Source organism: Fluviicola chungangensis (genome assembly GCF_007558725.1).
GTDB lineage: Bacteria > Bacteroidota > Bacteroidia > Flavobacteriales_D > Crocinitomicaceae > Fluviicola > Fluviicola chungangensis.
In genome coordinates this window covers 468,239-478,708 of the sequence record NZ_VLPL01000001.1, presented here as the reverse complement: position 1 = coordinate 478,708, position 10,470 = coordinate 468,239, and the positions used below count along the sequence as shown (strand labels likewise).

At 35.3% G+C, this 10,470-nt stretch carries 13 protein-coding genes; 11 read left to right on the top strand and 2 right to left on the bottom strand.

What is annotated here, in order from left to right:
- The 8 genes from FO442_RS18810 to FO442_RS02360 form a co-directional block, all read left to right on the top strand.
- Positions 1-299: hypothetical protein (locus FO442_RS18810; protein ID WP_222101966.1), on the top strand; the 299-nt coding region annotated here is incomplete at its 5' end.
- Between the two features lie 262 nt (positions 300-561).
- Positions 562-888, top strand: coding sequence for a helix-turn-helix domain-containing protein (locus FO442_RS02395; RefSeq protein ID WP_144331536.1), 327 nt, complete (start codon positions 562-564; stop codon positions 886-888).
- Between the two features lie 3 nt (positions 889-891).
- Positions 892-2,112 carry a DNA cytosine methyltransferase gene (locus FO442_RS02390; RefSeq protein WP_222101965.1) on the top strand — a complete coding sequence of 407 codons (1,221 nt, stop codon included), beginning with the start codon at positions 892-894 and terminating at the stop codon, positions 2,110-2,112.
- 1 nt (position 2,113) lies between these two features.
- Positions 2,114-3,214, top strand: coding sequence for a DNA methyltransferase (locus tag FO442_RS02385; protein WP_144331535.1), 1,101 nt, complete (start codon positions 2,114-2,116; stop codon positions 3,212-3,214).
- A gap of 242 nt (positions 3,215-3,456) precedes the next feature.
- Complete coding sequence (locus tag FO442_RS02375) at positions 3,457-4,920, top strand: carcinine hydrolase/isopenicillin-N N-acyltransferase family protein (RefSeq protein WP_144331534.1); 1,464 nt, start codon at positions 3,457-3,459, stop codon at positions 4,918-4,920.
- Positions 4,921-5,043: 123 nt separating this feature from the next.
- A complete protein-coding gene (locus tag FO442_RS02370) occupies positions 5,044-5,538 on the top strand; it encodes a hypothetical protein (protein ID WP_144331533.1) in 495 nt (164 codons plus the stop codon).
- 98 nt (positions 5,539-5,636) lie between these two features.
- Complete coding sequence (locus tag FO442_RS02365; RefSeq protein WP_186279836.1) at positions 5,637-6,686, top strand: T9SS type A sorting domain-containing protein; 1,050 nt, start codon at positions 5,637-5,639, stop codon at positions 6,684-6,686.
- A gap of 134 nt (positions 6,687-6,820) precedes the next feature.
- Entirely contained in the window at positions 6,821-7,318 is a 498-nt protein-coding gene (locus FO442_RS02360; protein ID WP_144331531.1) for a hypothetical protein, read from the top strand.
- A 162-nt stretch (positions 7,319-7,480) separates the two neighbouring features.
- On the opposite strand, the gene FO442_RS02355 is transcribed toward FO442_RS02360, so the two are convergent.
- On the bottom strand, positions 7,481-7,783 hold the full coding sequence (locus tag FO442_RS02355; RefSeq protein ID WP_144331530.1) for a hypothetical protein: 303 nt from the start codon (positions 7,781-7,783) through the stop codon (positions 7,481-7,483).
- A 16-nt stretch (positions 7,784-7,799) separates the two neighbouring features.
- Positions 7,800-8,693, bottom strand: coding sequence for an NmrA family NAD(P)-binding protein (locus FO442_RS02350; protein ID WP_144331529.1), 894 nt, complete (start codon positions 8,691-8,693; stop codon positions 7,800-7,802).
- An 84-nt stretch (positions 8,694-8,777) separates the two neighbouring features.
- Here FO442_RS02350 and FO442_RS02345 point away from each other — a divergent pair, with 84 nt between their 5' ends.
- The 3 genes from FO442_RS02345 (at position 8,778) to FO442_RS02335 (ending at position 10,152) form a co-directional block, all read left to right on the top strand.
- Positions 8,778-9,173 (top strand): winged helix-turn-helix transcriptional regulator, encoded by a 396-nt coding sequence (locus FO442_RS02345; RefSeq protein WP_144331528.1) that lies wholly within the window; start codon positions 8,778-8,780, stop codon positions 9,171-9,173.
- 120 nt (positions 9,174-9,293) lie between these two features.
- Positions 9,294-9,761 carry a GNAT family N-acetyltransferase gene (locus FO442_RS02340; RefSeq protein WP_144331527.1) on the top strand — a complete coding sequence of 156 codons (468 nt, stop codon included), beginning with the start codon at positions 9,294-9,296 and terminating at the stop codon, positions 9,759-9,761.
- Between the two features lie 133 nt (positions 9,762-9,894).
- Entirely contained in the window at positions 9,895-10,152 is a 258-nt protein-coding gene (locus FO442_RS02335; RefSeq protein WP_144331526.1) for a hypothetical protein, read from the top strand.
- Positions 10,153-10,470 lie beyond the last annotated feature (318 nt).

Genomic DNA, 10,470 nt, shown 5'->3' with positions numbered 1-10,470 from the left:
TCGAATCTCTAAATGCCTTCAAAGAACAAATTAAGGGTGAACTTTCGGAGGATAGTCAAATTCCATTGAATGAAATTGAAATTTTACTCGAATACAATGACGAAAATGATGACGATCACGAGTTGCAATTTAGTCTGAAAGCAGACAATGGGAGCTATTTTACAGACTCGGAGTTGCTTTTTAAGATTAATAACAAAGTGACAAAGCAATTAGCTAATCTCGACAAGCATTTTTTTGAAGGTCTTTCCCTACTTAAAAAATCTCAACCTCCTTTATATAGTTTGGATTTGGGAAGCTAATTTAAAACGGCTACTAACACGGGCTTTGCGTTGGTGGGCGGACAGTGGTAATAGAAACATTTGAGCAATTAATAAACGTTGGTGTTGGTAGACAATTTACAGTTTCAAAAGCCCACCAACGCAAAGCCCGAAACCGTTAGCCGTCACCCTAAAAGACGACACCACCGAAAATAAACCGACTTAAATTTTCCAGACTTTGACAGAAAAGAATCAAACTTATTCGTAAATTTGCCAAAATTGTCAAGGCGAAAATTTCAAGAAAATGAAAGAAACATTCGGAGAATACATTCACAAACTTAGGGCAGACAACGGTTTGACACTGACTAAACTTGCAGCTGCTTTAGACATTGACCAATCAACACTTTCCAAAATTGAAAACGGAAAGAGAAATGTGCCAGTGGACGTTTTACCGAAGCTTTCAAAAATTTTTGACCTTGACCTTAAACAATTGGAACACGAATATTTCAGTGAGAAAATTGCTGAAATTATTTATCCCCAAGAAGAACCAAGCCAAATTTTAAAAGCGGCTGAAGAAAAGGCAAAGTATATGCGAATCAAAAATCAACAACAAGGTAAGATAAACTTTTAAGCTATGATAAAATATTCAAAACTTCGAGACAAGCTGAAAGTTGAAACCTTAAATGGTAATGCAGAAGATTTAGCTTTTTTCACGCACTATCTTCACAACCATACAAATGGAGTTTCAAAATCTTTTGAAAAAAGAGCAAAGGAATACTTTGAAACTATAAATGAAGAATTAAATCTTGTTGCAGAGCCTGAATTACAGGCAATGCTTCCAATAAAGTGGGACATTTCTTTTCCAGCACCTGAAAATCCGGAGTTTACTTTTATTGACCTTTTCGCAGGTATTGGTGGGTTTAGAATTCCATTACAAGAACTTGGCGGTAAATGTGTTTTTTCATCAGAGTTCAACTATCACGCACAAAGAGCCTATGAATACAACTTTGGGGAAGTTCCATTTGGCGACATTACAAAACTGAATTTGGACATAGTTCCTAAACACGATATTCTTTGTGCAGGTTTTCCTTGTCAACCTTTCAGTATATCGGGAAAAATGAAAGGTTTTGAAGATACACGGGGAACATTGATTTATCACGTTTTTGAACTTATTGAAAAAAGACAACCTAAAGTTGTGTTCCTTGAGAATGTTAAACACTTAGTTTACCACGATAATAAGAGAACACTTTCAACAATTGTTCAGCACCTTGCAGAGTTAGGTTATGTTGTTTCAAAAAAGGTATTAAATGCATCTGATTTTGGTTTGCCACAAAACAGAGAACGCATAATTATAATTGGACACAAGGAAACCAAATTTGACTTTGCAAAAATTAAAAAGAAACCTAAACCAGCACTTAAAGACTTTTTAGACAAAGAGAATGAATTTGAATATCTGGATGAGCCATACACTATTTTGGACGAGCAAAAAATTCAAGATTCAGGCTTAGTATTCGCTGGTTACAGAAATAAAACAATTAGAAAAGCAGGAGTAAGACCAGGGACAGAGCATCTTTCAAGAGTTCATAAACAACCAAACAGAATCTATTCGACAGAAGGAGTGCATCCTGCACTACCCTCTCAAGAATCATCAGGTAGATTTTGGATTTGGCACGAAGGAGAAGTTAGAAAACTTACTATTCAAGAATGTTATAGAATTATGGGTTTTCCGAACAAATTCAAACTCTTAAACAACAAAGCAGAGCTTTACAAACAAATTGGGAATTCCGTTGCTGTTCCAATGATTAAAGCAGTAGGCGAGCAAATTAAAAAACAACTTTTAAAAATCGAGAAATAGAATGGAACCAACCGAATTTTTAGAGAAAATCTATAACGAATCAATGGCAGTTGTTGGTTCCGATAATGAAATCAAATCCGACTTAGATTCAACTATTGCAAACCATCTTCTTGAAATTTTGGGAAGGTCTGAATCAGCAAAAGCAGTTATTACTGTCATCTTAACAAGTTCTGTTTACAAAAAACTTAATCCTGACCAAGACATTAGAAACCACCAAACCAGTATTCCAAACGGTTATTCAGGAAGGACTTTTGATTCAAAGTTTATCACACCGTTTCTAAAAAGTGTAAAATTTCCTGCAATGGCAGAGAGTGGATGGCTTACACGCTCATTGGAGCAAAAAGTTCCTTATGATTCAAACTATTCAGGTGCAATAAGACCCGACTCATTAAAGACCGCATTTTTACAAACCATTGACTTTATCCAAAAAGGAAAAGACATAGATAAACTTTTAAGTTTTTTGTTTCAAGGACTAATTATCCAAAGAAACGCACAGCATATAGACTTAGCAAAACCTCTTAATCTTCCAATTGCAACAATAATTGATTTATTGAGCAAACATTTTGACACAAAATATTCAGCAGAAGGTGCATCAAGACTTCCTGTTTTAGCCTTGTATGCAGCTTACCAATGCTTAATTAATGAAACAAAAAGATTTGAAGGAAAAGTATTATTACCAATGGAAAGCCATACTTCGGCTGACAGCCGAAGCGGACGCATTGGCGACATAGACATTGTTGACGAAAAAGAAAGAGCGTTTGAAGCAGTAGAAGTCAAACACGGCATTCCGATAACAGCACAGCTTGTTAAAGACGCATTTGAGAAATTTAAGACCACACAAGTAAACCGCTATTACTTGCTTTCAACTGCAAATATTGACACTTCACAAGCGGACGAAATCAACAAAGAAATTGAGCGAATCAAAAATATTCACGGTTGCCACGTAATTGCAAACGGCTTGACAAATTCTCTAAAGTATTATTTACGACTTCTTTCTGACACATCAGAGTTCATTGAGAACTATGTAAATCTTATTGAAATTGACACCGCACTAAAGTTTGAGCATAAGAAAGAATGGAACAATATCATATCTCAAATGTGACGACAGAAAAGAAGGGCGAACGGCTAACAGCGGTTTGGCGTAATGGCGGGTTCAGTGCTTCGTATGACAGTTTTGTAGTAGGTTCAAGTGCAGTTCTTCGATTGAACTTTTGTGCTAAAAATCCGCCACTACGCCAAGCCGCAAAACGTTATGGGAAAGTTCAGCATCAATCCGATACTTAAACGAAAGTTTGATTGTTATTGAATGAACAGATTTAATTATAAAAATACAATACAACCTAAATGAGAATATTAAAAAACTCAATGATACTATTTTCCTTTCTGTTCGCGACAACAAATATAGTTGCTTGTACAATCATCAGTGCAAAGGATAAAAAAGGACAAGTTTGGACAGGCAACAATGAGGACAACCTCTTCACATTTAAAAATCTGATCAATATTGTTCCTGCCAATAACGGTGAGCTTGGATATGTTTACTTTACTTATAATGATCCAAAGCAAGGAATGCAAGGCGGCGTCAATGAGGCTGGACTGTTTTTTGATTTCAATTGGGTTCCCTTTACAAAGAATACAACAAACGAAAACAAAGAATATTATCCTGGAGGTCACGTAAAAATGTTTGAGTATATCATGCAACACTTCACATCCGTTCAGGAGGTGATGGCTTTATACAAAAAATATAAAATCCCGGGAATTGAAAATAGTCAACTTCATTTGGCTGATAGGCACGGAAATTTAGCAATAATTGTGGCTGATAGTATGTGGATTACAAAAGATAATTATCTGGCTTCTACAAACTACAACGCATGTCATCCTGACATAGGTGATGAAGATGGTGAAAAATGTTTCCGAATGCCGATTGCACAACGCATGTTAAAAAACAACGAACCATCCTTTGAATTGTTCACGCAAATTTGTGATTCTACACATCAATTTTATTCAAGTGGTGTAAGCACAATCTATTCAAATATTCATAATTTGACAACCGGAGAAATTTGGTTTTATTTCGGATTAGATTACAAAAACACCTATAAAACATCAATTCAAGAGTTGCTAAATAAAGGCAGAACTTCTATGTATATCTGTGATCTGTTTAGTGATAACATAATGGTTAAAGCTCATACTGCAGCTGAGAAGAAAGCCACGGCCACATCCATTGAATTGATGGAATCCATTAAAGATTCTACCCAACGACTAACCTGGATGCGTTTGCTTGTTACGGGATTGATCGATATGGAAGCAAATTTTGATTCCTATCCGGTATTTGAACATTTTTTAAAACAAATAAAATGGGAGCGAAAAGATTACTCAATCAATAGCTTTGCCTTGTATTGCAGGGGAGAAAAAGAGATGGCGATTGCTTGTTTGGATGAAGGATTAAAGTCTTTCCCAAAAGAACAAGAAATGATCCTTTTCAAAAATAAATTAAATGGAAAGTTCCCATCTAACAATTTTTACCGTCTGGAAGTTGATGATTTTCAGGATGCCAAATTTGTATTGATTGATTATTCCTATTATCAATATGAAAATTTGCTAGTGAAAGTTGGTGATAAGTGGGTAAGCGAATTTCCCATGGAACCAGATGAATATTTTTTTAGGTTTAATGTGGATGGGAAACTAGTTACCTCAACCGAATTTGAAGTAGCCAATTACGACGATTCACCGCATAATCGCATTGTAATAAAGAAGAATTTTTTTAGAGATTTTACAAGTTACGTATTTAGGCATAATCGGAGAGTTAAATAAATTTATTGAACGCATTAAGATAAATTGATAATTAATACAATCCATCCCATAACAGCAAATAAGCGCCACTATCGCGAGCGCCTATTTGCAAACCGTTATGTGCTAAGTGACAAACAACACAAAATGAAACTCAATTTAATCTATCCAATTTTGTTGACTGCATTGCTGGTATTATTATTTCTTGGCCTTGGAGAACACATTTTATATTCGAAGTCCAGAATTGGTAGAATATTACCTGTCGTATTAATATTTGGAGGTATTCCATTTACGATTTATAAAACCTTACTCTTTTTCTTAGACAAAAAAAATGCGACTAAGTATGCAGCCTTGAGCATTTTAATTTTAGGACCTGGATTTGGAATATGGAGTAAATATCTATCAGAAAACGATTTCAAAAACTATGGAAAAGTTACAAATGGTAAAGTGATTGAGCGGGAATGGGCGAGAGTAAATAATAGAGGGCGCTGGACAATTACTGCTGAATTCGAATTTAACTCAAAGAAATATTTGACATTCTCAAAAGATGACAATGACAATAAATTTCGTATAAACGACAAGATTAGAATTAGGTTTTCCATTAGGAATCCTGAAAATAATGAAATAATTGATTTAAAATAAACCAAGCACTAACACCAAATAAGCAAAAGCGCCGAAAGTACTATATTTGAAAAGGCGCCTTTGCCTATTTGGAAAACGTTAGGCACAATATGAAAAAGATGAAGAAAACAAATATATTTTTAATACTGATTGCTCTGATAGTATTTTCATGCTCATCACCAGACAAGCCAGAATTAACTGAATTTGAAAAGCTCGAGCTAAAAAAGGCTGAAAATGATTCCTTAATGATTGTGTTCGATTCGATCATGCAACTGAAAGTTGAAATTCCTCAACTGATAGACAATACTGTTTTATCTTCTGAGTGCCTCGAACAATTCAACGCATTGGCGAGAGAGACTGAAGGTGGCCTTAAAGTAGTTGCCAATTCAAAGTTTGTTGCGAAAGAAATAGCAGAAATAATCGAAAACCATGCTATTGACAACACCGATATAATGTTAATAATTGATAAGACAAGTAGTATGGAAGATGATCTTGCTAATATCAAAAAAAGTCTGAATCAAATATTAAAATCAATTAAGAAGTTTAAAAATATTCGACTAGCTGTTTCAACGTATGGAGATAAACATGAAGATGGAAAATTATGGTATGATTTTCAAAACTTTGAAAGTGATTTTGATGGTACTATGAATTTTATTGAAAATATTCGAATGACTCATGGAGGAGATTTTCCCGAATCAGTATATGACGGTATTTATGAGGCTTTTCAAGAAGGATTTTGGCAATCCAATAGTAAGCGAATTGTTATTCTTCTAGGAGACGCACCATCTTTAGAATCTAAACTTTCTAAATACACTGAAAAGGATATAATTGAACTTGCAAAAAGTGGAAAAATAAATATGAATTTTTACCCGATAGTATTAAGTCCGTACAACGGAGAAATGGGTGAAACCAAAAAAATGCAGAATCTTACTTTTATTGAGTCTGTTTATCCAAATCCATCAAGTGGACTGTTGACAATAAAACTAAATCAATTTGGAACTTTTAACCTTGAGATTTTCAATCAAACTGGGGAATTAATCAAGTCAGATATAATTAGTTCGGAAACATTTAAAATGGACTTGTATGATCAACAAAACGGTTTGTATGTCATTCGCGTATCTGACAATGACAAAAACTTTGATACAAGAAAAATTATATTGAATAAATAATGTGCCTAACATCAACTAAAAGCCTCGGGCTGAATAACCCCGCCTCCACTGACGTTACGTCGGGCAGGCACAACCAAGAAGCCCGCGTCTCCTAGTTGAGAACCGTTAGCACTCATTAACCAGATCCGACGATAATGGCAAGATATAAAACTTTAAAAAGCGTAGCTCACAATATTGGATCGTCATTTATTAGCACAATGAATTATTATAAAGGTGATTATGTGCTCGGACATATCCAAAAACAAATGCAATCGTCTGGTTTGTCTAAATTAGAGATAGACCTTTTGAATAATTACTCTCAGCCAACGACTTTGATAACAGAACCAATACAAAGTTCTATACAGGGTTATGTAAGTTGGTTCCCCAAACTAGTTAATGATTCTGGTTCCGATATTAGTTTAGTAACACAAGCCAAATTGATAATAGAATTTGATTTTACTAAAAGTAGAATATGCCCTTTTGCACAAGAATATACTGAGAATCCTTATATCTGCCACTCGACTATCACAGATGACCGAGGAAAGGAATACAGTTATGAATTTAAGGATTGGTGGTTTCCTGGAGCATTGGTAATTGAGCAGAAGGAGACAACTTTGTGGACAAAACTAATTCAATGGATTCGAAAAAAATGAACGCGTGCTAACACCACTAAGCAAAAGCGCAATCCCGATAGCAATCGGGAGATTATACTTGTCAGGCGCCTTTGCCTGGTTGGAAAACGTTATGGCAAGCAAACAGTGACACCCAACAAAAAGAGGAAAAACCTTAACGACCTTTCCTCTTTGACCAAAACCCTAACTCAAAGAATTGTAACTATCAATGTCGGACAACTCTATGCTGACTGGTTTTTCAAGGTGATTGAACTTTATGAACTCTTGCAGTTCCTTAAAGGACGACAAACCGACAATCGGATTTTTTACGTTTTCATTAGCAACGTAAGTGTGAACGAATGTTTGACCGTCTTCCAACTTTTGTGCTGAATAACTTATGCTGTTGGGATTTGTTGCCCGTAACTCATCAAACACTTTTTTGATAAGCGTTTCCACGTTTGACACTTGTTCAGGTTTGATTTTGTATTGAATGAACACTTTTTTCATTTCGTTTGTTTTTTAGTTACAGTATTTGATAAGCCATTGCGAACTCTTTGGCAAAATTCTCCAACGTAGTTCCGCCAACTGATTGCGATTTGTTTCTATTATAATCTTCCATAAAACTGCCGTCTTTCAAAGCGACACCGATTTCAACCATATAAACCTTTGCCATCTGTTCCGAAAAACCACTTTGCACCAAAGCACCCAGAAGTTGCTCATCAGAAAATTCAATCCAATTTACGCCTGACTTTCCAACGGCATTACTCAATATTTCAGCAACTTCAAAGCCGTTTTTTTCGTCGCTGACTATGTATTGAATTTGCTTATCTGAAATAGACAAATCATTCAATGCCTTGAACGCTACTTCTGCAATGTCTTTCGGGTGTGTAAGCGGTAAATTGATAGTTCCGCCAAAATTGTTACCTAACATATTTTGGTGCTTAATCATCGGAATTGCACCATAGAAATTAGTAAGGAACATTCCCGGGCGTAAATGCAACACATTCACCTTTTGCAGTTCGTTCAACTTTTGTTCAACGTAGAAATTTGAACCTGTTGGACCTAAACCATTTTTAAGGTGCGAACCAATACTGCTCAAATTGACGGCATACTTTACACCTGTTTCTTTTAAGGCATTAGCATACTGTTCGCCGACAGTTTTAATATATTGTTTTAAATCGGCAGTTCTGAAATTTGGCGGTATCATCAAATAAACCGCTTCGCTTCCTGCAAACGCATTTTTTACAAATTCATAATCTTCTATTGAGCCAACCAACGGAGTTGCGTTTAGTTGTTCAATTTCTTTTGCTCTTTCAGCATTAGAAGTTACTACTCTTACTTCGTGTCCGACAGACACCAATTTTTCAATGAGAATACGACTTATATTACCCAAAGAACCTGTTACTGTTACTTTCATCTTGAAATTATTTTAAAAATTGTTCGGCAAAATTAGAATTGTACTTACTTTTATGGAAGTACATACCCCATAGTAAGTATAAATATGACAGCGATAAAAGAAACTTCGGTAATACAGGAAAACAAAAGCAACGCTTTTTCAAATTGTCCTGTAACGTTTGTAATGGAACGAATTGGCGGTTATTGGAAACCGATTATTTTGTTTAACTTATTGACAGGCACAAAGCGATATAACGAACTCAAAAAATCGATCCCAACCATTACAGAAAAAATGCTGATACAGCATTTGAAACAATTAGAAGCGGACGGACTTGTAATCAGAAAGGCGAAACCTGTTGTTCCACCGTTTGTAACCTATCAACTTTCCAAAAAAGGAAAAGAACTTCGGCCTGTTTTGTACGCAATGGCGGAATGGGCAGTAAGTAATAGCGGACAACAAACCGAACAGTTTAAAAAACAAATGGAAGACTTTCCGAAATAGTAAACTTGCCTGCCTATAACAGGGTATTTGTAATATAGCGTATTGCAGCACATCGTAAATACCTAATTCGTTATGCAGCACGCTAAAACGGCAAATAGACTAATGTAATAGAATAAATTTATGATGACAATAACAGAGACAAAAGACTTTAAGAGAATAGCTGAGCTAAATGCTGATGTACAGAATTTACATGCTAAATTATACCCGGAAATATTCAAGCCTTTTAACAGAATTGAAATGGAGAAGGCATTGGAAAATTTTCTTTCTGACCCTAATTGCTTTAGTTATATAGTAGAATTAAATAATGTGGCGATTGGCAGTGCTGTATTTTTTGTCAAAGAAGCAAAAGAAAACGCATTTCATTATACAATCAGGACTTTATATATCGACCAAATTTCAGTTTTACCTGAACATCAAAAAACGGGGGCTGGAAAAATGCTAATGCAGAAAGCTGAACAACTGGCACGAGAAAACTCGATTAAAAAAATTGAACTTGACCACTGGACAGCTAATAAGGTTGCGGCTACTTACTTCAGAAAAAATGGTTATATGCTATATAGAGAAAGATTATTTAAAATACTTGACTAAATAAAAATGGTTAAGACAAACGAGCAATACAATTTGACGGAAATAGCACAGCCGCATACCGGCAATAAAATCATTAAACATTCGTTACTAAACGACTTGATAATCAATCTGTGAGATTTTAAATATAATTACCATGAAAATTGAGGCTCAATTGAAAAAAAATAAAAACAATAAATCTCCAAATCGAATCATTGGCAAATTGCTGACAATGATTGTGTTCCTTTTTCTTATTACTTCATGTAAAAAGGCAAGCTCCTGCTATGACGAAGAACTTTATCAACAATATAAGGACAAAGGTTGTACTACAGATTGTCCTGGCGTTACCGGCTGTGATGGAAAAACATATTGCAACGAATGTGAGGCAAACCGACACGGCATACGAGTAAAATAAAAATACAGTAACACTTCGTTTTAAAGGAAATAAGAAAGACAGCCACTGATATGGGCTTTTTGTCACAGATGGCGATGGATAAAATGGGAACTTTATGCTTCGTATTAAGTTCAGTGACGGTAGAGTGTTTGTGCGTACATAACACCAAATAAGCTAAAGCGCCAAAGCAGCTCGTTCTACCGAGTCGGCTTTTCAAAAGCTTAATCACTTTTCTTATATTTGAGAAGGCACCATTGCCTATTTGGAAACCATTAGCGGTCAGGCAAACGAACGACAACATAGAATATAAACAATCATGGAATTATATGGACAACACAG